The organism is Shinella sp. HY16 (genome assembly GCF_028534175.1).
GTDB lineage: Bacteria > Pseudomonadota > Alphaproteobacteria > Rhizobiales > Rhizobiaceae > Shinella.
In genome coordinates this window covers 23,755-45,207 of sequence record NZ_JAHYXL010000007.1, presented here as the reverse complement: position 1 = coordinate 45,207, position 21,453 = coordinate 23,755, and the positions used below count along the sequence as shown (strand labels likewise).

General features: G+C 60.3%; 14 protein-coding genes. 11 read left to right on the top strand and 3 right to left on the bottom strand.

What is annotated here, in order from left to right:
* Positions 1-142: 142 nt before the first annotated feature.
* From K0P03_RS32930 to K0P03_RS32920, 3 genes are all read right to left on the bottom strand, one after another.
* A complete protein-coding gene (locus tag K0P03_RS32930; protein WP_097143024.1) occupies positions 143-1,102 on the bottom strand; it encodes a DUF3991 and toprim domain-containing protein in 960 nt (319 codons plus the stop codon).
* Between the two features lie 219 nt (positions 1,103-1,321).
* Complete coding sequence (locus K0P03_RS32925) at positions 1,322-1,504, bottom strand: hypothetical protein (protein WP_003501420.1); 183 nt, start codon at positions 1,502-1,504, stop codon at positions 1,322-1,324.
* Positions 1,505-1,896: 392 nt separating this feature from the next.
* Positions 1,897-2,940: a hypothetical protein gene (locus K0P03_RS32920; RefSeq protein ID WP_272791894.1), complete on the bottom strand. Its 1,044-nt coding sequence runs from the start codon at positions 2,938-2,940 to the stop codon at positions 1,897-1,899.
* Between the two features lie 158 nt (positions 2,941-3,098).
* Between K0P03_RS32920 and K0P03_RS32915 the strand changes: the two genes are divergently transcribed.
* The 11 genes from K0P03_RS32915 to K0P03_RS32865 all read left to right on the top strand — a co-directional run bounded on the left by K0P03_RS32915 (position 3,099) and on the right by K0P03_RS32865 (position 21,453).
* Positions 3,099-5,840 (top strand): UvrD-helicase domain-containing protein, encoded by a 2,742-nt coding sequence (locus K0P03_RS32915; protein ID WP_272791893.1) that lies wholly within the window; start codon positions 3,099-3,101, stop codon positions 5,838-5,840.
* On the top strand, positions 5,837-6,898 hold the full coding sequence (locus K0P03_RS32910; RefSeq protein ID WP_272791892.1) for a DUF6088 family protein: 1,062 nt from the start codon (positions 5,837-5,839) through the stop codon (positions 6,896-6,898). Before K0P03_RS32915 ends, K0P03_RS32910 begins: the two co-directional genes overlap by 4 nt.
* A 4-nt stretch (positions 6,899-6,902) precedes the next feature.
* Complete coding sequence (locus K0P03_RS32905) at positions 6,903-7,961, top strand: nucleotidyl transferase AbiEii/AbiGii toxin family protein (protein ID WP_003501430.1); 1,059 nt, start codon at positions 6,903-6,905, stop codon at positions 7,959-7,961.
* A gap of 12 nt (positions 7,962-7,973) precedes the next feature.
* The gene (locus tag K0P03_RS32900) at positions 7,974-8,831 is read left to right on the top strand and encodes a response regulator transcription factor (protein WP_013650715.1); all 858 of its coding nucleotides are present in this window, start codon (positions 7,974-7,976) and stop codon (positions 8,829-8,831) included.
* Positions 8,828-9,406, top strand: coding sequence for a hypothetical protein (locus tag K0P03_RS32895; RefSeq protein ID WP_003501432.1), 579 nt, complete (start codon positions 8,828-8,830; stop codon positions 9,404-9,406). The genes K0P03_RS32900 and K0P03_RS32895 overlap by 4 nt, the downstream gene beginning before the upstream one ends.
* A 1-nt stretch (position 9,407) precedes the next feature.
* Positions 9,408-12,806: a UvrD-helicase domain-containing protein gene (locus K0P03_RS32890; RefSeq protein ID WP_272791891.1), complete on the top strand. Its 3,399-nt coding sequence runs from the start codon at positions 9,408-9,410 to the stop codon at positions 12,804-12,806.
* Between the two features lie 81 nt (positions 12,807-12,887).
* Positions 12,888-13,643, top strand: a complete 756-nt coding sequence (locus K0P03_RS32885) for a multiubiquitin domain-containing protein (protein ID WP_003501434.1) — start codon at positions 12,888-12,890, stop codon at positions 13,641-13,643.
* Positions 13,618-14,790, top strand: coding sequence for a ThiF family adenylyltransferase (locus tag K0P03_RS32880; RefSeq protein WP_272791890.1), 1,173 nt, complete (start codon positions 13,618-13,620; stop codon positions 14,788-14,790). The genes K0P03_RS32885 and K0P03_RS32880 overlap by 26 nt, the downstream gene beginning before the upstream one ends.
* On the top strand, positions 14,790-15,233 hold the full coding sequence (locus K0P03_RS32875) for a DUF6527 family protein (RefSeq protein ID WP_443020638.1): 444 nt from the start codon (positions 14,790-14,792) through the stop codon (positions 15,231-15,233). The genes K0P03_RS32880 and K0P03_RS32875 overlap by 1 nt, the downstream gene beginning before the upstream one ends.
* Before the next feature lie 173 nt (positions 15,234-15,406).
* On the top strand, positions 15,407-18,061 hold the full coding sequence (locus tag K0P03_RS32870) for a PD-(D/E)XK nuclease family protein (RefSeq protein WP_272791888.1): 2,655 nt from the start codon (positions 15,407-15,409) through the stop codon (positions 18,059-18,061).
* Positions 18,061-21,453, top strand: a complete 3,393-nt coding sequence (locus tag K0P03_RS32865) for a UvrD-helicase domain-containing protein (protein ID WP_272791989.1) — start codon at positions 18,061-18,063, stop codon at positions 21,451-21,453. Before K0P03_RS32870 ends, K0P03_RS32865 begins: the two co-directional genes overlap by 1 nt.

Genomic DNA, 21,453 nt, shown 5'->3' with positions numbered 1-21,453 from the left:
CGGGCTCCTTTCAGCGTCGTCGGGCTGAAGCGCGGCTCATCTTTGCGATGACTCCATCTTCTCTTCAGCCCTTCCTGACCCCTCCCCCGCGGCCGCCTCTCCGTCCGGTCGGGTCAAGGGCCGGCTTCAGCCGGGCGAAGCTTCACCCTTGACGCGGCCGGCGGGCATGCGGCAGGCCTCCCCTACCCACCCTTCTTTCCTTTTCTTCTCCTTTTCTCTCCTGCAATGCGTCGTTCCAGTCCTCAGCCGGCGGCGTCAGGCGGAACCAGTCGCAGCCGGCATCTTCTGCGATATCGCGCAGGCGGCCGGCAAAGGCCTCGCCCTGACTGTTGGCATCCGTGGCGGCGACGAGCTGCGCGCCGGGGCGCGCGGCGAGCACGCGAACCGCGGCTTCTGTCGTCGGCGACCATCCCCCGCCTGTGCTGAGATAGAGGCTTCCCTCTCGCATTCCTTCGAACGCGGCCAGGCTCATGGCGTCGATCGCCGCCTCGGTGACGCAGAGGCGTGAGGCGTCGAGGGCGCCGAACCGGAACAGAACCTTTGACCCTCCTGTCGAGAAGCCACGCCAGTCGGGGCCGCGCTCCTCCCAGCCGGTGACGCCGCCATCGGCATCAACATGGGCGGCCCACATGCTGCCGTAGGGACCTTCCCGCAGCACATCGCTTTGGAGGGCGGCACGGATGATGGTCTCCGGCAGGCAGCGTTCAGCACGCAGATAGCGCCACGTCATCGACCCTCGCCAAGGCTTGCGGCGTTTTGCCCACCGCTCGGGGATGGTCGCGGCCGGAACGGGATCTCGAGCTTTTCGGGTCCACACCGGCTCTTTGGCGACAAAATCGACCAATGCGGCGACCTGGTCGAGCGCTTCGACGAAGGACACTCCTTCGAGATGCGCGGCGAGACTGAAGACGTCGCCTTTCGCGTCGGACAGGGGATCGAACCAACCCCGCCCGTCATGGATGACGATGACGATTTCCGCACCGCGCCGATATTTGACCGCCTTGCGGGTGCTCTCCTTCACGTCGACCGCAAAGCCGGACTGCTCCAACACGACGCCGCAGAGAACACGGTCCCGCAAGTCTTCCAGTTCTTTTTTCTCCATGCTTTCTGTCGGCGCTCGCACGTCCGCCCTTCTTGTCCGTTTCCTTTCTCCCCGCAGTTTGCGGGACCCCTCTCCGGCGGCCCGCGAAGAGCAAAGGGGGCAAGGGCGCGGCCGGCAAGGTGCAGATCTGCACCTTGCCGAGCTGGCCGTGCCAGCCGCGGCGAAGCTTCCCTTGCCGCCTGCCGCTCGCAAGCGGCACCTAAAAAGGGGAAAGCCGGCTCAATGAGCCGGCCCGTATTCGAAGGGATCGAATTCGGCGATGGTCTCGACCTCGCCGTCATCGAGTTCGTCGCTCGGGAGAACGCCAAACTCGTTTCCGGACCTGAAGAGCGTGACCGGGACCATCAGAGTGCGGGCAAGTGCGAATGCGTGGCGTTGAGCGAGTGCAAGATCCTGTGCCATGTGAGAAACCTCCGTCCGGAGCGGGCCGATCCCGCTCGATGGCTCCTCGAAGGACCGGGGACGGTCGCGATCACCGCGAAGGCGAAGCCGAGCGGCGGCAGCTTGCTAGCCGACCCTCAACGGGTTGATCGACGGAGATCCGGACCTGGTCCAGGACGCCATCCATAAAGAGCGGGGTTGGTTTGCTTCGGAGGGCCAGGCTGTTTTTCCGGCACAGATCTTTCACCGGTTCCGCAGCGACAGCCACGACCCGGCGTTCTTTCCATCACGCGCCATGCAGATGCTTAGCGGTGACCGGCGCCTTCCTGATCGGCAATCGCCTTGACGGCCTCGACCGGACGTTTGCTCTCTTGCAGCAAACGATTGGCCGAAGCGGAGACTAAGCACGATCTTTAACCTTGTTGGACGTAGGTGGTCCGGTCGCGCCTTAGGGCCTGCGGCGGAATGATGTCGCGGGTTTGGAGCGGCGTCCGATAGTCCGAGCGGCGGTGAGTGCGACCAAAGCTACCAAAGAGGTGTAAATTTTTCAGTTGCGCACGGTCAACCTCAAAGATGGCGAAGCTGTTGGCGTCCTCCACAAGCACTTCATCTCCCCATGATACGCAAGCATGGTCGATCGCGGCATCGCGGTCGCGTACCAATCGGATGCTGTTGTCATTCCGGTCGAGCACTTGCCGATCTATACCCCGTTTCAACATGACCCCGGAGAACTCCTCCAGGATGGAAAAGAAAAGGGGCTGTCCGACCGGAAGCGCAACGTCGGTCGTATAGGTCGGCTCGTCTCGGCCGGTGAAAAAGCGATTGCCTTCCGAGGTCAGATTGAGAAAATCGTATGTGAGCGCATCCTCGTCATCGCGATCCAGTAAAATTGGCTCCATCTCAAGCGGCACATTAAACTGCTGCTCAAGATACTGCATGCGGTGGCGCGTAGCGCGCCGGCCGCATATGGCGACAGCGGAATCGTGGCGCGTCAATTCCGATTTGGGATCGCGCCAGGCTGACAGCCAATTGAAGGAACCGTCAACGAAGATCCTTTCGTCGACAATGAGCGACTTATTGTGGGCTCCGCGCAATCGGTGAACGGTAACGCCCAAATCCCGGAGCATTCGAATGCCCTCGGCAAAAGACCGCTTGTATGTCTCGAACAAGTCCTCAACTTTGCAATTCTTGTCGACCTGCATCAGATTGAACTCATAGTCGGTGTAGAAATGTATCTCTGCCCTTCTTGTCGCGCCCATCAACTCCGTCCACATCGTCGCCAAGGCTCCGCCGGTGATCCACGGTGAAGAAATGATAACCTCGTGCTTGGCGCCTCGCAGACAGAACGCCAGAAATTGAGACAGTTGTTCCGCCCCGGCAACGAAGGTACTGGAACACTCGCAGGTGCAGTCGAAGAGGTTGTGCTGGCAGGCACGGCAATGGAAGTTTCGCGTCATCGGATCGATCTTTTACTCATTGGTGATAATCGGTTTGACCTAGCAACATCCCGTTGAAAAATGGCGAATATCCATGAGCTATCTGCTACCCCAAACCATGTTCTCTTTGACGTGCTCTTCGATGGGTTCATGTCCCGGCAGGTAGCGCTTAAACCCTGATGACTGATCGCGTTCGAACATACCGACCTGGATTTTTTGCTCGGCTCCTTCCCCAAGGAAAATGGAAGGTCAGGCTGAACGTGTCGTTACCAGCAGCCTTGCAGCTCGATGTGAACGGCGCCCTCGATCTTCCTTGCCTGGATGTCATAGCAATTTCTGTCACCAAGGCATTGCTGTGGCACTCGGTTGAAGTCCGCTCGCGTAAAGGGATTCATACCCTATCGTGCCTCGGAGAAGAGGCAGCAACCCGGCTTGCGGCAAACCTTTACAGCTTCATCAACAGCCACCTCTTCGACCTGATCAGCTCTGACACCGACCGCTTGAGCGAGGTGGATACGAAACTACAGACTATCACCGAGGGTAACCGGCAATATCTGGCCCATGCCGACCTCGCCCGTGCGATTGCGGGTGTAACCGGTGAAGCCGCGGCCGCGCTTTCGCACCCTCTGTTCGACCCGGAACTGATGCCGGCCACCCTGAAAGCGGTGCTGCCCCGATCGCTCGCGTTCGTTACCGATCCGGACGTGCGCCACAGATATAATGACGCGTTTGTCTCAGCTGAGCTGTCGAGATACCGGTCGTTCTTTGACAATTTAGACGGCCGGTCCTTGTCCGATCAGCAACGCGAGGCATGCATTCGACTGGAGGACAACAATCTTCTTGTCGCCTCAGCGGGGTCGGGCAAGTCCGCAACCATGGTCGGCAAGGTCGCCTATGTCCTCGACAAGCAGCTCTATCGCCCTGAAGAGATTCTCGTCCTTGCCTTCAACAAGAGCGCCGCTGACGAGCTAAAGGAGCGGATATCCAGACAGCTCTCGGTCGATCCAGGAAATTCGGAATGTAAAGTGACCACGTTTCATGCGCTGGGTCGCGGAATTATCGAGGAGGTCGAAGGCCGTCCCCCACAGCTCGCCGACTGGGTCGAACACCCTGCCGGCGAAGCGAAAATCATCGAACAGATCATTGACGATCTGCTGCGATCAGATGCGGAATTCGCCGATCTCTGGGTCAACCTCCTCGTCCTTCATCCCAAGGCGGATATCCCGGTCGAGGTGTTTGGTTCTGAGGCTGACTACGAGCGCTATCTGTCGGTGCGCCGGCGGAAAGGCAATGCGACCATCGGCACGATGGCCGGGATACATGTGAAGTCGCTCCAGGAGCAGACAATCACGAATTGGCTGTGGCTGCATTCCGTCGAATTCGACTACGAACGCCAGATCCCGATCGAAGAGAAAAACGGGCAGATCCGGTACGTCCATCCGGACTTCTATTACCCCACCAGCAAGACGATACACGAGCATCTGGCTATCAATGCCGATGGCTCATCACCCTTCACAGACTACGCCACCCATGCCGAACACAAGCTGGCCGGCTACCGCAAGGCGGGGATGGACGTTTTCCAGACGACGTCTGCACAAGCGTGCAATGGATCGCTGATTGAGGAACTCGAGGCGCAGCTCACGAAACGGGGCATCTCGTTCGAAAGAAAGAGCTATACGGCGATCGTCAAAGCCCTCGAGCCTGTTGTCATCAAGCACTATCACAAGCTGATTGCGGTCTGCATCAAACACATCCGCGCCAGTCACCTCACCCTGGACATGCTGCTTGAGCGGGCCAAGGCGCTCCACGACCGCACCCGCGCCAAAGAGTTTGCTCAGGTCGTCTGGAAGATTACCGAGACCTATTCCCGGAAGCTTGAAAAAGCCAATCGCATAGACTTCGACTCGATGATCGCCAATGCCACGAGGCTCGTGGAAGCCGGACAGTATCAGAGCCCCTACTCCCTTATCCTGGTCGATGAATTTCAAGATATTTCCGAGCCGCGTGCGAACCTGATTAAGGCGCTGAAGCATCAGAAGGCATTCACCAAGATCTTTGCGGTTGGCGATGACTGGCAGTCCATCTATCGCTTCGCCGGATCGGACATAACGATCTTCACGCAGTTCGAGGCGAATTTCGGGGCAAGCTGGCAAGGTCGACTGGAGCAGACCTATCGTTGCAACCAGCTCATCGCCGAGACGGCCGCCAGTTTCGTGCAGCGCAATGCCGCCCAACTTAAAAAGTCGGTGCGATCGACACGGCCCGCGATTGCGCGGTCGATCCGGGTCATTCCGACCGACGGTGAAGGGGGCAAGCCAGATTTCGCCGATTCATGCCTCCGATTGCTGAAGCGCCTCGACACCTTCCTTGGCGGGATTTCCGTACAGTGGCGGAGTGATGGACACCAGAAACTCAAGGTCATGGTGCTGTGGCGCTACAACCAGCTGGACCCGTTCAGGGGGGCGACACCAAAATTCGAGCATATCGAGGTGTCGGGACTGTCGTTCCATCGAGCCAAGGGACTTGAGGCCGACTATACGATTCTGCTCGATGTCAGTGAAGGCGACTATGGGGTGCCAAGCCGGATAGAGGACGACGAGCTGTTCAATCTAGTCATGCCGCGACCGGAGACATTTGAGTTTGCCGAGGAGCGCCGCCTTTTCTATGTCGCATTGACCCGCGCAAGCCGCGGCGTGTTCCTGCTTACGAACAGCCGTGAGCCATCCAGATATATTCGGGAGCTCTCAGAAATCGCCGGCGAAAACTTGCGTTTCGAGACCATTGATGGTGATACGCTAAATCAATGTCCGGCGTGCGGCGTGGGCCAACTGGTAGAACGGAAAGGTCGCAACAACGGCCGCTTTCTCGGGTGTAACCAGTATCCCGGCTGTGACCACACGCAGCGACGAAGCGCCGAATGAACGAGCCACGTCGCCTGCGCGGCTGCGCGAGGTCTGCAATCGCTCTTCCAATTGATCGTGTCGGCCGGAAACAACTGCTCTACCGGCCAGATCGCACGATACCGAACGCATTTCGCGTCGGCACGGCCGATGCCAACCATTCGCGTTTTCAGCATTCGTCAATGAACATACGGAGCGTTTGTCCGAAATTTGTATGTATATTTCGGACTCGCCTTTTGTCCGAAAAAAGTATACATCTTTCGGACATGGCAGCCGACTCACCCGATCTGAAATCAGCAATGCTCGAACGCATACGTGGGGATTCACCGCGCAAGGTTTGGACGCCTAGCGATTTCGTTGACCTCGCCTCGCGAGATGCGGTCGACAAGGCGTTGCAACGCCTAACAAAAACAGAAATCCTCAGGCGGATCGATCGAGGACTTTATGACCAGCCTGGTTTTAACAAACTAACTCAAAAGCCCAATCCTCCCGATCCGCGCTCTGTTATCGATGCCGTTGGGCGCCGCGATCAAACCCGTATGCTTGTAGACGGAATGACTGCAGCAAATGACCTCGGTTTGACAGACGCTGTTCCTGCAAAAATTATCGTCCATACCGATGCACGTCGGCGACCGATCAAGCTCGGCAATGTGACGATCACCTTTCGTCCAACAGCCGCCAGCAAATTGTTCTGGGCCGGACGACCGGCAATGCGGGTCGTTCAAGCGCTTTACTGGATTCGCGATATTTTGCTCCGCGAAGGTGAAAGTGACCGCGTGAGCGGCAAACTTGCCAAGCTTTTCGAGGATCCTGCGGTCGGCGCGGCCATTAAAGCCGATTTGGCAGCGGGCATTACCGCGCTTCCGACATGGATGTGGACATTTCTCAAGCCGCTCATCGAAGGTGAGAGGGGCGATCATGATCAGCATGTCAGTAGCGATCGCACTGCAGATGATCACGACGCCGACGATCATCACCGCGACGACGATGATGGACATCGCCATGGCGATCCTCGCCTGAAACGTAAGTCGGTCTCGACCCGCATAACAAGCAACAAACGCAGTCACTCCAGGCAATGAAGAAATGAATCCAGCTTATGACGAGGTCCTTGCAGCTGGAGAAGCTGCGATGTTGAGCGCCTTCGATACGACGGCGCAGCGGCTCGGCACGGCCGCCCAGAACATAGAAAAAGACTTTTGGGTCTGTTGGACCCTAGATGTCTTATTCAACGGATTAAACGACAGTGGTCCTCGCCTCCTCTTCAAAGGCGGAACCTCATTATCCAAGGGATTCGGTCTAATCAGCCGGTTCTCCGAAGACATAGATGTCACGGTATTTAGAGATGACATTGGCGAGCCGGCGACCATCGAGGAACTTGAGGAGCTCAGTGGAAAGAAACGCAAAGCACGTCTCGAGGCGATCAAGGATGCCTGCAAAGCCTACATTAACGGACCCCTGCGCGACGAATTGACGAAAATTCTTGCGGACCGCCTCAAGGCCGCCGGCGCTGATCCCTCAAACGCGAGGATCGAAGCCGACGACACCGATCCCGATGGCCAGACCTTGTTGATCTGGTATCCGGCGGCGACACCGCGGTCGGAGTATGTGAGGGCGGCCATCAAGATTGAGTCAGGTGCAAAGTCTGCGCTTGATCCCAATAGCGAAGTGCCGATTAAACCCTATGTCGATGACGATCTTCCGGCGCTTGACCTGACGGTGCCAGCCGTGCGGACTGTCGATCCTGAACGAACCTTTTGGGACAAGGTCGTCATTGTCCACGGGCTGCGGCGGTGGTTCGACAAGCGCGGTGAACTAAAGGGCGGTGGCCAACGGGTTTCGCGACACTACTACGATCTGCATCGGCTCGTCGCGACACCGGTAGGAGCAGCGGCCATCAAAGATAGAGCGCTCGGTGAAGATTGCGTCGCGCACGCCCGCATGTTCTTCAATCGGCCCGACTTCGATCTCGCCAGCGCTGTTCCTGGCTCCTTCGCACTTGCGCCGCACGACGCGATGATCGAACAGCTCCGCATTGATTACCGGGCTATGCAGGGCATGATCTTCGGCGACCCGCCAGCGTTCGAAGCCGTGATCGACAGCATCGCTTCGCTTGAGGCGAGTTTGAACAAGGGCGCAGACTAAGCGGACGGGGCTATGAAGAGGTTGGACGGAGTAGTGGGGGCGAAACCGGAGCCGGAAGCTCATCGTAACGGCAACACGGTTGTAGCTCCGCTGCGCAAGCGACGACTTACTGGCGAGCTTTATGAGCGCGACAGGAAGGTGGAAACACTCATCGCCGAGTTGGCCGCGCTGCCACGCGACGAGTTAATCGGCAGAGCTGCAATTACGAAGCGCTCCGAGCCGGGATACGTACCCAGCGAGTGCCTCGTGTATTTCATCCGCGCTAGTCGTCACGACAATAACGAAACATGGTTCGAGCGCCTTTATCGTATACTCATGGAGCGGGTGCTCCGCAGCGTGCCCAAACCGGAGAACTCCGACGGCAAGACTGAATCGCTGACGCGCAGCGTGGTGCGTGACAAAGTCTTCAGCCGGTTTGTAGAAATTCTATCCGCAGACCGAGCATCATACGTCGACAAACTCGATTATTTCGAGGTGCGATTCGATGGCGCTGTGGCGAGCTTGCGACGCGATGCTCAGGAACAGGCTTGGCGCGACGAGAACAGATCCAAGCCTCTCGAATATGACGAGGAGAGTGGTGAACTGTCAGCAGAGGTCGAGGCAGCGGCCGGAGCCCATGATCCTTTCGCCGCATCGGATTTTGACGATCCGTCTTACCGGTCGCGTTTGGATGCGGCGATTGAAGCTTTACCGCCAGAACAAATCAGGATCATACATATGCTGAAACAGGGCTTCCCAATTGATTCTAAGGAGCCAGACGTCATGACCATCGCCAAGGCCCTAGGTCGTTCCGAAAAAACGATCCGAACTTATCGCGACAAAGCGTTTGCAGCGTTGCGGGTGGCTCTGGCCGACGGTGAAAAGCAATGAGTCCCGCCGGCGAACGCCCATCCCGCGAAGCCGTGCTCGACGCATTCGCAGTCGAAAGCGAGCCCGATCGCTCGACCCTCGAACGCTACCTGCGTCTTTACCCAGAATACGCCGCAGAACTCGTCGATCTCTCGCGCGAACTCAGCCGCGAGACCTCGGAAGAGGCCGCGCCCCCTTCCGCTGCGGATCAGGCGCTGATTGATGCCGCCTGGTCGCAACATGCGAGGGCTCTGCCCGAGGCAATTCCAGATCCTTTTGCGGCTCTCACAGCCGCTGACTGGCGCACTGTCGCTCACCAACTGGACATCCCGCGCCAGGTCGTCACGGCACTGCGTGAACGGCGCGTGTCGTTTCTCAGTATCCCTCGCCGTTTTCTTGAAAATCTGGCGATCGCAATGCGCTGCTCCGTCGCCCAGCTGGAGTTGTCTTGGGGAGCCACCCCACTGGCTGCGGCTCGTAGCTACAAGGCTGACGGAAAGCCGACCACGGGTGAGCAGGTCACTTTCGAAAAGGTGTTGATCGACGCCGGCATTCCCGTTGAGAAGCGAACCCGGCTTTTGGGGGAGATGGACTGATATGGACAGCGTGGAGCTTGCCAGGCAAGTCGCCGCCGAGCTTCACGCTCACCTTGTCGAATCCGGCGCCAATCCTTGGGCACCGTATGAATTCGTCGTCGCCGAGGCCACGCGGCGGGGGATTGACGTTGAGCCGACTGCGGCGGGTGCAGCTATGCTCAACGGCGGTCGCGCGACCTTCATAGCCGCCGACGATCTGATCCTTCATGAGAATGTCGGCTCTCTATTCGAGAAAGCCTTCCTTGTTGCGCACGAGATCGGGCATGTCGAGCTTGGCGACGATCCGGACGATGAGTCTGCGCCGACGATCGACCCCGCCCGCGCCGCCGAACCATCACCGGTCGGTATTGATCGGGTTGTCGACTATGGGCGCAAGCAACGGCGCGAAGTCCAGATGGATCTGTTCGCGAGAGAGTTGCTGCTTCCTCGTAGCGTCGCCCGAGAACTCCACGTAGCTGGAGGGCTTTCTGCTTCTGAGATTGCCGAGAAGCTCGGCGCGCCGTTCGAGGTCGTGGCGCAACAGCTGCTTGATGCCCTCTTGTTGCCGCCCTTCCCGACCGAGCCGACGGCAGCGCATGAGGAACGGCCCTTGAATCCCTTGCAAGCAACGGCGGCGGGGCATCGCGGAGGGGCCTACCTGCTAGAAGCAGGTCCAGGCACTGGCAAAACCCAGACGTTAGTCGCACGCGTTGAAGGCCTCCTCGCAGACGGTGTCGATCCAAGGCGCATCCTGCTTCTGACGTTTTCGAACAAGGCAGCGGGTGAAATGGCCGAAAGGATCGCGCGCAAGAGGCCCGACGCAGCGGCCGCAATGTGGATCGGCACGTTTCACGCCTTTGGCCTCGATATCATCCGCCGGTTCTATGCGGAGCTCGGCTTACAAAAAGATCCACGGATGATGGATCGTACTGAGGCAGTTGAGCTCCTAGAGGAGGAGTTTCCGCGTCTGAGGCTAGCTCACTATCGTAACCTGTATGATCCCACCCAAATCATCTCCGACATGCTGGTTGCTATATCCAGAGCCAAGGATGAGGTGGTCGACGCCAACAGTTACGCCGCGCTCGCTGGCGCCATGCTAACGAAGGCGACTGACACCGAGGCCCGCGAAGCGGCAGAGCGTGCCGTCGAGGTGGCTCGTGTCTACGCGACCTATGAGCAGCTCAAGCGCAACGCGCATTGCATCGACTTCGGTGACCTTGTCGCGCTGCCGGTGCAACTGCTTGAAAAGGATGCGGCCATTCGCGAAACACTCCAGGCACAATACGATCATGTCCTAGTCGATGAATATCAGGACGTGAACCGCAGCAGTGTGAGATTGTTAAGCGCAATACGACCTGACGGTCGCAATCTTTGGGTGGTCGGCGACGCCAAGCAGTCCATCTATCGCTTCCGTGGAGCCTCATCCTTCAACATGACTCGCTTCGGCAAGGAAGACTTTGCCGGCGGCAAGCGCGGGCGTTTGAAGCGCAACTATCGTTCGGCGTCAGAGATCGTCAACAGTTTTTCCAACTTTGCTGTCACGATGCGAGCAGGTGACGCCGATAGTGGTCTCGAAGCAGAGCGGGACCGCAATGGGCGTGGGCCAGAGTTGCGCACGGTCAAGCGTGCCGAAGAGCAGCAGGTCGCTTTAGCGGACGCGATCGAGGAACTCCGCCGCGCGGGCCACGCCTATCGCAATCAGGCGGTTTTATGCACCGGAAACGAAAAGCTGTCGAGGATCGGTCAAGATCTCGAACGGCTCGGCGTGCCGGTCCTATTCCTGGGAAGCCTGTTTGAACGAAGTGAGGTCAAGGATCTTCTGGCAATCCTATCGATCCTCGTTGACCGGCGCGCCATGGGTTTGGTACGAGTCGCCTGTTGGCCGGATTTCGCGATGTCTTTCGCAGACGTCGCCGCAGTTTTCGAGCATCTGCGAACCACAGATCCCGCTCCGGCAAGTTGGCTTCAGCACGTCGATTTAATCCCAGGCGTGAGTGTGGCTGGACGCGAGGCACTCGGCAAGCTCTCAGTTGCTCTCGCAGCCTTCGACGAAGCCGCCTCGCCCTGGACTGTCCTCTCAACACTGCTCCTCGATCGCACGCAGATTGCGGCGCGTCTCGGGACATCGCTGGACCTCGGCGATCGAACCCGGGGAATTGCTATCTGGCAGTTTCTCAACTTCGTGCGAGTACAGCCGTCGGGGCGCGGACTACTTATCACGCGCCTGCTTGATCGCGTGCGCAGGCTTGTGCGCCTCGGCGACGACCGTGACCTGCGTCAGTTGCCAGCAGCAGCTCAACATCTTGATGGTGTGCGGCTGATGACTATTCACGGCGCCAAAGGCCTGGAGTTCGAAGGCGTGCATATCCTGGGTCTCAACAGCGATACGATTCCACGCACGCCCCCTGCCCCGCCCTGTCCGGCGCCCCCGGGCATGATCACAGGTTCTGAAGGCAGCGTACTGGAAGCATTCCGAGCGGGCCAGGCCGAGGAACAGGAGTGCCTTTTCTATGTTGCGCTCTCGCGCGCTCGCGATCGCCTGGTCCTCTATGCGCCGACACAGAAGAGCAACGGTCACAATCGGCCGCTCTCGCCATTCCTCGATCGTCTTGGGGCGTTGACGCGCAGCTCGATCGTGCCGACGCGGCCACTTCCGCTGGCGGCCGAAGCGCGAGGTGTCGAATTGATCATCGACGGACGGCTTCGCTTCAGTGGACCGCAAATCGCACTTTATGAATCATGCCCTCGCCGCTTTCTTTACACGCACATCCTCCAGGTCGGCGGCCGTCGAACCGCTACCGCCTTTATGCACTTGCATGAGGCAGTTCGCTCAGTCGTCGGGGCGATGATTGCAGCCGATCTGTCACCTTCCGAGCAGGACCTCCAAAATCGTGCTGAAGCAGCGTTTGCCAGCCAAGGGCTCTCAGATCACGGCTATCGCGCCGAATTCCTCGACCTGGCCATGGCGATGCTGCGCTTCTTCCTGTCCAGCCGCGCAGGAGCCGTCGCGGAGCCTTCCGCAGCGGTCAGCCTCACAATTGAAGGTGAGGAAATACTCGTCCAACCGGATGAGGTGCTGGTTCGACCCGACGGTGTTCGCGCCGTGCGGCGCGTCGGCACAGGTCACATGCGATCTGCGGAGAGCAAGGACGTCGGCGCTGCGGCGCTGATCCTCGCGGTCAAGCAGGCCTTCCCCGGCGCCGTCGCTGAACTGGTTCATCTCTCCGATGGCGAAGCGCGTGCGCTCTCATTGTCGGATCGCGAGTTAACAGGGCGCAAGGACAAGCTTGCAAAGTTTCTTGTCGACATTCGCGCCGGCCGTTTCCCGGCCGACGTTTCACCATTCACCTGCCCGAACTGCCCGGCTTTCTTCATTTGTGGACCGACCCCCGAAGGCCCCTTGAAAAAAAAGTTTGCCTGACCTTACCGGTCGGCCAATCTCGCTCCGATTGGATCTTTAGAGCCGCGGCGTCGCCACGGCGCAAATCTAAGGAACCAATCTATGAGTACACAAGAACTTCTTGAATTTGACGATGTCGGCGATGCGCTGCGCGAAGGCCGGCCGCTTCGTCCGGCGCGGGTTTATCGCTTCCTCCTCGCTGAGGGCGATCTCAATTTTCAGCACCGTCAGGTGACCGATCCCGTGCCGCTCGGACGTCAGTTGCTCGAAGCTGCCGCCCTCGACCCTCGGCAGGGTTACAGTCTTTTTGCGATTTTGCCCTCGGGCGATTTCGAGGACGTGCGCTTGAACGAGCCCTTCGATCTGCGCGAACGCGGAGCTGAACGTTTCATTGCTTTTGAGACGGACCGCGACTTCAAGCTGATCCTCAATGACGACGAACTGCGCTGGGGCAAGCCCGTTATCAGCGGCGCGGTCCTCTATGGCCTGGCCAAGCCGGGTGATAACGAGGCGGTCTTCCTCGAAGTTCAAGGCGGTGAAGATCGTCTGATCGAACACAACGAACTGCTCGATCTGACCGGCGCCGGCATCGAGCGTTTCATCACCGCTCCGAAGCCGCCAATTACCTTTGAGATCATCGTCAACTCGCGCCTCCGCACGGTGGACGAGCGGACGGTGACGTTCGAGCAGATCGTCCAGCTCGCCTTTCCGGGCCAGCACCCGCCGAACGTCGTCTTCTCGATGACCTACCGGCATGCGGCATCTGCGCCGCATGCCGGAGAACTCGGGGCCGGCGGCTCTGTCGATGTCAAGAAGAAGGGGACCGTGTTCAATGTCACGCGCACTGTTCAATCGTAATCCTGACCTCAAGCGCCTGATGGACGAAGGCTACTTCGTCCAGCAGCGGGGCGGCTATCTCGTCATGCGCGAGATTCCTTATGTCGATGAACGCCGGCAAGTGCGCACCGGCACCTTGATCTCCAGCCTTACGCTGGCCGGAGATCAGACGCGCACGCCTGACACACATGTCGTCCACTGGGACGGTGATTTCCCATGCCACGCCAATGGCGCACGAATTCAGGGGATTTCGCACGCCAACGGCGCCTTCGACCTTGGTCACGGCTTGAAGGCGACGCACAGCTTCTCCAGCAAGCCGGAAGGTGGCTATACGGACTACCACCACAAGATGACGAGCTACGCGAACATAATCGCGGGCCCGGCGGCTGTGCTGAAGCCCGGCGTGACAGCTCACACTTTCCGTGAGCCCGAGCAGGAGGAAGAGAGTGTCTTCAACTACGTCGAAACAGCCTCCGACCGCGTGGGTATCGGCATGCTGACAGAGCGGCTCGTCAATGAAAAGATCGCCATCATCGGGCTCGGCGGCACCGGCGGCTATGTTCTCGATCTCGTCGCAAAGACGCCGGTTCGGGAAATCCATCTGTTCGATAGCGACGAGTTCCTGACCCATAACGCGTTCCGCGCACCGGGTGCTCCGAGCCTGGAGGAACTGCGGGAAGCACCCAAGAAGGTTGAATACTTGAAGCGCATCTACAGCCGGATGCACCGCAACGTCGTGGCGCACGACGCCGCGCTGAGCGCCGACAATCTCCACCTTCTCGACGGCGTCACCTTTGCATTCCTCTCTCTCGATGCTGGTGAGGCGAAACGGTTGATCGTGGAGAAGCTCGAGGCGATCGGTGCCGCGTTCATCGATGTCGGAATGGGCCTCGAGCTCGATGATGGGTCGCTCGGCGGCATCCTGCGGGTCACCGCCAGCACGCCGGAGAAGCGAGATCACGCGCAACAGCGCATCTCCTTCGTTGGCGGCGGCGCCAAGGATATCTATGCATCCAACATACAGGTCGCCGATCTCAACGCCTTGAATGGCGTTCTCGCGGTCGTGAAATGGAAGAAGATTCGCGGGTTCTATCGCGACCTCGAGCGCGAGCATCACTGCACCTACACCACCGACGGCAACATGCTGATCAACGGAGACTTTGCTTGATGCGGCACCAGCGACTCGACCATCGTTTCATCGAACACATTCCTGAGCGCCTGGAGCCAGGCGTGCTCTATGTTTCGATCGAATATGCGACATCGGCCCATAGCTGCTGCTGCGGCTGCGGCGAGGAGGTCGTCACGCCTTTCACGCCGACGGACTGGAAGATGACGTTCGACGGCGAGACAGTCTCGCTTCGACCGTCGATCGGTAATTGGACGCTGAAGTGCCGGTCGCACTATGTGATCGACCGAGGCAAGGTGATCGAAGCCGGTCCTTGGAGTGAGGAGCAGGTCGAAGCCGAGCGACGTCGCGATCGCGCGGCCAAGGCCCACTTCTATGGGCAGCCGCCAAAGGTCGCGCCTGCCGTTCAGCCCGCTCCGGTGAAAGTACAGCACAGTCTCTGGCAGCGCCTCTGGGCGTGGATCTCGGGACGCCCTGCAAAATAAACTTGTGAGTTACATTTCCGCGCAAGCATTTCGCGCGGAAGTGTACTTTCGAAACATTACCAATACCTCATAGAAAAGATGCAGCTCACTCAACTCCGAGAGAGTCGTGCGTCCGTAAGCACGTAGGTCGTGAACCGCGCCTCGGCGAGGATCAGCCCAGTAAGGAAAGCAGTATGACCAACTCGAGCCGGTCAACACTCGTCGTTCATGGTCGCCTCGCTATGCGCGAAGCCCGCCTCGCTGCGGCCCGCGGCGCCTGCCACGGCCTTCAGATTATGTCCTTTGAGCAAGCTGCGGTGCGGCTTGCCGGGGGATTCGCGCGGCCGATCGATGAGGAAAGCCTGCGCACGGCGATCCAAGCAGTTCTCCCCAGTACGCCAATGGGGGAGTTGGAAAGCATCAAGATGCTGCCGGGCATGATCGGGGCAGCGGCGGACACGCTGCACAAGGCTTGGCGCGCCGGCATCGATCTGGCCGCTCGGGCGAGCGATCATCCGCGGCTGTCAGCAATCTCCCGGCTAGAAACCGCAGTCCTGGCGCAACTTCCTGCCGGAATGATGCGCCCGGTCGACATCGTCGCGGCAGCTCGTAGCCGCATCGCCCATGCCCCCGCGATTTTCGGGAAGATCGAGATTGTCGGATTGACAGAGCTTTCTCCATGTTGGCGTCCGCTGATCAAGCAACTGGCCGAGCGCCTTCCGGTTCAGTGGACGGCCGGTCCCCGCTCGGTCCCGAGCTGGCTAACCGAGAGCGGCGTCGCCGTTGTGCGGGGCAAGGCTGAAGCGCCGGCGGTTCGGTCTGTCAGCGGCGCGACCGCGTATCACGAAGCCATAGAGGCCATGCGCTGGGCTCGCACCTTGCTTGGCTCTGGCATCTCACCGTCTGAAATCGCAATCGCCACGGCTTCGCCGGCGGATTATGACGATCATTTCCTAGCGCTGCGCGCCGACGCCAATATCGATCTGCATTTCGTCCATGGTATGCGCGCGGTCGCGACACGAGAAGGCCAGGCGGCTGCCGCACTTGCCGACATCGTTGTGCGCGGGCTCTCACAATCCCGTCTGCGCCGCCTTGCCACGCTGTGCCGAGAATCGGCACCGTTGACGATGCTTCCCGACGGTTGGCTGCGCGTTCTGCCGAACGATGCACCCTTGTCGACATCTGCCGCCTGGAACCGACTGCTCTTGCGCCTCAAGCCAGCAGACTGGCCCGATGCTAAGGATCACGCACCAACGCTGCGCAAGGCGATTGACATATTGGCAAAAGGACCCGCCGCTGCTCAGGAGATAGGCAATGCCTTCCTTAAAGGTCGGTCATTGGCCATCTGGCGCAAGGCGCTGCTCGCCGGGCCTGCCGAATCTGTCGATGTCACGCTTGAGGCGCTAAAGCAGGATGACGGGCTTGAGGCTTGTGTGTCGGTTGTCTGGATGCCAGCAAGCGCGCTCGCGGCCTCACCCCGGCGCTTCGTTCGGCTGATCGGTCTCAACTCTTCTCGTTGGCCGCGCGGGATTGCCGAGGACCGGCTGATTCCCGACCACATCATTCCGACCGCCGAGCTCGACCCGCTTCCGGTCAGCCTCGCAGATCGCAGGGATTTTGAAACAATTATCGCGACTACGTCGGGCGAGGTCGTCCTCTCTCGCGCCCGTCGCGACAGCGACGGTCGTCTGCTCGGGCGCAGTCCGTTGTTTGCTGCCCATGGCGACGAAACGTACCTGCGTCGCAACGCCATTCCCGAGCACGCGTTTAGCGAAACCGATCGATTGATGGCGCGACCGCAAGAGTTCGCAGCGGTTGCCCAAGCGATCGCTGCCCGCAGTTGCTGGCGCGACTGGCGCTCGCCTGACATCACGTCCCATGACGGCCTCGTGCGACCTGATCATCCGCTCATTCTCACGATCCTTGCGCGAACGCAGTCGGCCAGTTCGCTGAAGACGCTGCTGCGCGGCCCACTTGGTTTCCTCTGGCGCTACGCCTTCGGCTGGCGCGCACCGCAGAGCAGCGCCGAGCCTCTTGTGCTCGACGCCCTCGCAGCAGGCGATCTGATCCACCTGGTATTGGATCGCGCTTTGCGGACCCTCGAAGCGGCCGGCGGACTGTCCTCCGCAGATGCGTCCGCGATCGAGAGAGCCGTGGCGGAGGCTGCGGATGCGGCCGCAATTGATTGGGAAAGTGAACGCCCGGTTCCTCCTAAAGTTATCTGGGAGCGAACACTCAGCGACGTGCGCCTTCTGGCGGCGCGGGCCCTCTCTTACGGCGACGAACTTCTACCGGCAAGCCGCTCCTATAGCGAAGTTCCCTTCGGGGGGGCCGAGCCGAAGTCGACGGCGGTGCTTCCCTGGAATGCGAGCTTGCCTGTCCTTATCCCGAATACGGGCTTTCAGATCGCGGGCTATATCGATCGGCTCGACATTGCCGGCGACGGAAGCCGGGCGCTCGTTCGCGATTACAAGACTGGCAAGCCTCCTAAAGGCGAAATTCGACTGAATGGCGGGCGCGAGCTGCAACGCTGCCTCTACGCCTTCGCCGTGAAGGCGTTGTTGGGCGACCAGGTCGCGATTAGCGCGTCGTTACTTTATCCGCGCGAACCGCTCGAAGTTCGGCTGGATGATCCGGAAGCCATGCTGGCAGAGATCACGCAGTTCCTGCGGTCTGCGCGCAGCGCGTTTGCAAGTGGCGCCGCATTGCCGGGTCCGGATACGGGCAGTGACTACGACGACCTCGCATTCGCCCTGCCGGCCAATGCCAACGCAACATACTGCAAACGCAAGCAATCCGCCGCGAGGGAGCGGCTTGGCGAAGTCGCTGAGGTGTGGGAGGCGGAATGATGACCATCATGCAAAAAATCCTCAAGGATGACAGTGCCCGGCGCGATGCCATCAGCGGCCACGAGCGTTCCATCCTCGTCGAGGCAGGAGCAGGTTCTGGCAAGACAGCGGTTATGGCCGGCCGCATCACTGTGATGTTGGCACAGGGTGTTGCACCTCGCGCGATTGCCGCCGTCACCTTCACTGAGCTCGCGGCGAGCGAGCTCCTTTCCCGTGTTCGGGAGTTCGTCAGCGATCTTGCGGCGGGCCACATTGCACCCGAACTTCGGGTGGGGCTTCCAAGCGGTCTGTCGCAGATGCAGCGTGACAATCTCATCGCAGCGAGCGCCGCGATCGACGAGATCACCTGTTCGACAATCCATGGGTTCTGTCAGCGTTTGATCAAGCCCTATCCGGCAGAGGCTGATATCGATCCGGGTGCCACGGTCATGGACCGCAACCAGGCCGACCTCACCTTTCTTGAAATAGTGGATGGCTGGCTTCGAGAGAGGTTGTCCGGCGACCATGATGGCATCCTCGCCGAAATGGTTCTGCACAGCCCTGGCGAGACGGTGGCCCTGATGCACAGGGTCGCCGATGCGCTGCGCCGGCGCAGAAGCCTCGTCGCTCCGGCGGTGACACCGCTTGCGGACCATTTGGAAGCGTTTCGGCAGGCGGCTGATGATCTCTCCGCCTTCATGCAGACCGCCAGCGTCCGTGAGCCGGAGACGGAGGTCTATGCGGCACGCTTTTCCGAAATGGCTGCGCGCTTGCCCGCCGTGTCGAACGCGGAAACGCCTGCCGGCTTAGTCGGGCTGCTGGTCTCGCGCCCACATCCCGACTTGTGCACCAAGGCTGGCGACTTCTCCTCCTATCGCAAGAAGGGCAAATGGGCGGCGGCGGCAAAACAGGCGGGGCTTTCCAAAGCCGACGCCGACCGGTTGAACGATGCCGCAGAAGACTTCTTTGACGCCTGCTGCGCTGCGTGGACCGCCCTCCTTCAGTCGGCGTCTGGCCAGGTGCTCGCAGCGCTGATCGATGAAGCACGGCCGATGTTGGACCGGTATCGAGAGCACAAGCGCGCTAGCGCCCAGCTCGATTTCGACGACCTGATCTACGCCGCACGCGATCTGCTGAGTGACCATGAGGCCGTGCGACGGGCGCTCGGGCAACGGTACGCGAAGGTCCTCGTCGACGAGTTCCAGGATACCGATCCGCTTCAGGCGGAAATCTTCTGGCGGCTCTGCGGTGACCCGGTGGAGGATCCACGAGATTGGGTCAGCTTCAGGATCCGGCCTGGGGCGCTCTTCCTCGTCGGAGATCCCAAACAGGCGATCTACCGTTTCCGCGGCGCCGACGTCGGCGCCTATGTCCAGGCGCGGGCGGCCTTTTCGGTGCAGGATGCGGACGGTCTTGTGTCGATCTCGACCAATTTCCGGTCCTGCGCCTCGATCCTCACCTTCGTCAACGAGCGCTTCGAGGCGATCCTGTCAGCGGACGGACAGCCCGGCTTCACCGCACTCGATCCCTTCCATGACGACCGCGGCGGCGTCTGTGTTGCCGCGCTCGACATCGCCGTCGCCGACGAGAATGGCAAAGCCAGCGCCGAACAGCAACGCGATGCCGAAGCCGACGCGGTGGCTGACCTGTTGGCTCGCTTGATCGGTAGCCATCCCGTTCTGGATCGGAAAGCCGGCGCGGAACGCCCCTGTCAACCGGGTGACATCGCTCTTCTCGCGCCGACCGGCGCGGATTTGTGGCGTTATGAGGAAGCCCTTGAACGGCGCGGCATTCCGGTGGCAACGCAAGCCGGCAAGGGCCTGTTCCGCCGGCAGGAGGTGCAGGATCTTATCGCACTGACCCGTGCGCTGGCCGATCGCCGTGACACTCTGGCGCTGGGGGCGCTGCTGCGCGGCCCGCTGGTCGGGCTCAGCGAAGAAGAGTTACTGGACGTGGTCTGGGCTCTCCCCCGGTCCGAGGAGGAACCTGACCGAATCCCCCGCCTCGACCTTGGCGTCGACCCGGCGGCAATCAGTCATCCGCTAGCGCGCGACGTCATTGAAAAGCTGCAGGCACTCCAGCGGCGCGGCAACAGCACCACGCCGCACCAACTGCTGTCGCAAGCCGTAGATGTCCTGCGCTTGCGTCCCATTCTGCTCGATAGACATCGGGGTCAGGCCGAGCGGGCGCTCGCCAATGTGGACCTATATCTCAGTCTCTCGAACAGTTATGCGGTGCGCGGCCTACGCGCCTTCTCCGAGGCGATGACGGCGGCCTGGACCGACGAGGCCCGGGCGGTCGAGGGCCGACCCGACGCGCAAGAGGAAGCCGTCGCGCTGTTCACCATGCATGCTGCCAAAGGCCTCGAATGGCCGGTCGTTATCCCCATCAACACTATGACCGGCGTAATGGCACCTGACAGCGCAGTGATTGACCGGCAGAACGACACTTTCTACTGCCCTGTTCTTGGTGTCCCTCCCTCTGGCTATGACACGGCGCGGCAAGCCGAGAAGGCGGAATTAGACCGAGAACGTGTCCGTCTCTGGTATGTCGCTGCGACCCGTGCCCGTGAGCTGCTGATCCTGCCACGCCTGGACGTAGCCCCTTCGAAGTCTGCCTGGATTAGTCTTGTAGATCTGTCACTCGCGGGCCTCGCCGCGCTGGACGTATCGCATTTACCACCAGATCCAGTCGTGGTAGCTGACGGCCACAGCAACAGTCAGACGCGTGAGAGCTTCGCCGCTGAGGCCAGCGCAATCGCCGATCAGCAGATCCGACTGAAATGGCTTGCTCCGAGCCGTGACGAGAATGCAGCCGGAACGGTCTTGCAGGAAGAGCAAGCCGATATCTGGACCGGTTCGGATGATAATACACCGCCGGAGCTCGTAGCTTCCTCCACCGTGCAGGGTGGCCGTGAGCGCGGGCTCGTCCTTCACAAGCTCATGGAAGAAGTCCTGAACGGCGAAACCGGCGACTCGCACGCGGCGCTCTCTGCGCGAGCCGGGGAGCTCGTCCGTGCGCTTGGCGTAGTTCCGGTCGCCGACCCAACTGCCGGGCTCTCCCCCGAGGAGCTGGCTGGTTGCGTCGGACGGACTTTAAGGCTGCCCGAAATCGCAGCCCTCCGGCCGGCGCTGTCTGCCGAGTTCCCCGTTTACGCGCTTCGCGAGGAAGACGCTGAGCTGGTCGCAACGGCGGGCATAGCCGATGCGCTGACGGTTGGTCCAGGGGGGACGCCAGCTATGGTCATCGATTGGAAGAGCGATGTAAATGCCGATCCCAAAACGCTCGACCATTATCGGGCGCAGGTCCGTGCGTATCTCGAAATGACGGGAGCAGAACAGGGGCTGATCGTCCTGATGACGAGTGCGACGGTGATCGCGGTCAGGCCAAATGCTCCCTCCCCTCCATCCTGA

What these genes read in the sequence shown, in the direction of transcription:
- K0P03_RS32930 (WP_097143024.1), bottom strand. Translation starts at nt 1,102, where the DNA reads ATGGAGAAAAAAGAACTGGAAGACTTGCGGGACCGTGTTCTCTGCGGC.
- K0P03_RS32925 (WP_003501420.1), bottom strand. Translation starts at nt 1,504, where the DNA reads ATGGCACAGGATCTTGCACTCGCTCAACGCCACGCATTCGCACTTGCC.
- K0P03_RS32920 (WP_272791894.1), bottom strand. Translation starts at nt 2,940, where the DNA reads ATGACGCGAAACTTCCATTGCCGTGCCTGCCAGCACAACCTCTTCGAC.
- K0P03_RS32915 (WP_272791893.1), top strand. Translation starts at nt 3,099, where the DNA reads ATGACTGATCGCGTTCGAACATACCGACCTGGATTTTTTGCTCGGCTC.
- K0P03_RS32910 (WP_272791892.1), top strand. Translation starts at nt 5,837, where the DNA reads ATGAACGAGCCACGTCGCCTGCGCGGCTGCGCGAGGTCTGCAATCGCT.
- K0P03_RS32905 (WP_003501430.1), top strand. Translation starts at nt 6,903, where the DNA reads ATGAATCCAGCTTATGACGAGGTCCTTGCAGCTGGAGAAGCTGCGATG.
- K0P03_RS32900 (WP_013650715.1), top strand. Translation starts at nt 7,974, where the DNA reads ATGAAGAGGTTGGACGGAGTAGTGGGGGCGAAACCGGAGCCGGAAGCT.
- K0P03_RS32895 (WP_003501432.1), top strand. Translation starts at nt 8,828, where the DNA reads ATGAGTCCCGCCGGCGAACGCCCATCCCGCGAAGCCGTGCTCGACGCA.
- K0P03_RS32890 (WP_272791891.1), top strand. Translation starts at nt 9,408, where the DNA reads ATGGACAGCGTGGAGCTTGCCAGGCAAGTCGCCGCCGAGCTTCACGCT.
- K0P03_RS32885 (WP_003501434.1), top strand. Translation starts at nt 12,888, where the DNA reads ATGAGTACACAAGAACTTCTTGAATTTGACGATGTCGGCGATGCGCTG.
- K0P03_RS32880 (WP_272791890.1), top strand. Translation starts at nt 13,618, where the DNA reads ATGTCACGCGCACTGTTCAATCGTAATCCTGACCTCAAGCGCCTGATG.
- K0P03_RS32875 (WP_443020638.1), top strand. Translation starts at nt 14,790, where the DNA reads ATGCGGCACCAGCGACTCGACCATCGTTTCATCGAACACATTCCTGAG.
- K0P03_RS32870 (WP_272791888.1), top strand. Translation starts at nt 15,407, where the DNA reads ATGACCAACTCGAGCCGGTCAACACTCGTCGTTCATGGTCGCCTCGCT.
- K0P03_RS32865 (WP_272791989.1), top strand. Translation starts at nt 18,061, where the DNA reads ATGACCATCATGCAAAAAATCCTCAAGGATGACAGTGCCCGGCGCGAT.